We start from the raw sequence: 855 nt of genomic DNA, 5'->3' as shown, positions 1-855 counted from the left end.
GATTAAGGATATAATCAGAAAAAACTGGATCATCACCTAATCTAATTTTATATTTCTTATATAATTCACTAAATGCATATACCTTAGGACAAATCCATCTTGCTCGAATACGAGCCTCTAATTCATCCTGCAATGAAGATAAATTTTGACAATAATTATTTGAATTATTATAAATTAAATCACAATCTCCATTCTTACATTTGAATACATCATGTTTATTTACTCGATATATATATTCAGAACTTTCATCGGAATTCAACTCTTTCTCAGTTATAACACCCGCAAAAACATTAACAGAAAAGATAGCCATCATTAAAAACATATATTTTCTCATTTTGAACTCCAAAAAATTGTACCATTATAAACAGCTGTAGACTTTAGTCTCATTTTTCCTTTATTCTTATAATTTCCATAATTATCTGGTGCTACTTTTTTCTGAGGAGCTAAGAATTTACCTTGTCCTAAAAGATAATTGACTGAAGACTTCCATTTTTCATAATGTTCTTGGGAAATATCCCATCCCATCGTATTCATATGTAGCTCAAAACGCCCTGTACTTCGTCGATTATCACTACTAGGATACATTGCTTGCTCCATACCATCCCACATATCAGCACCATTACTATAATCATGTCCATTGTTCAAAGCATTTATTAATGCCGCTATTGCAAATTGCATATTAGTATTATTTCTATCACTACAAGATTTACTTCTAAATAATTTAGCTAACTTACTGGAAACGCCATATGCTTCTTTATTTTTTTGAAGAACAGATGCTATTGCATACATTTCTTTTTTCAATTCATCTTGACTAACTTTAGCGGATCTAAATGCTGAACTCTCTCCATATATCGT

General features: G+C 30.4%; 1 protein-coding gene and 1 pseudogene. Both read right to left on the bottom strand.

From position 1 onward, the window contains the following. Positions 1-334: pseudogene (locus QZ106_RS00410) on the bottom strand (hypothetical protein); the annotation flags it as partial. Further along, positions 331-855: hypothetical protein (locus tag QZ106_RS00405; protein WP_295972849.1), on the bottom strand; the 525-nt coding region annotated here is incomplete at its 5' end. The pseudogene QZ106_RS00410 and the gene QZ106_RS00405, both read right to left, overlap by 4 nt.

Origin of the sequence: uncultured Aggregatibacter sp., assembly GCF_901873365.1 — a bacterium.
In the GTDB taxonomy this organism is placed as follows: Bacteria; Pseudomonadota; Gammaproteobacteria; order Enterobacterales; family Pasteurellaceae; genus Aggregatibacter.
This window is presented reverse-complemented; position numbering and strand designations above follow the sequence as displayed.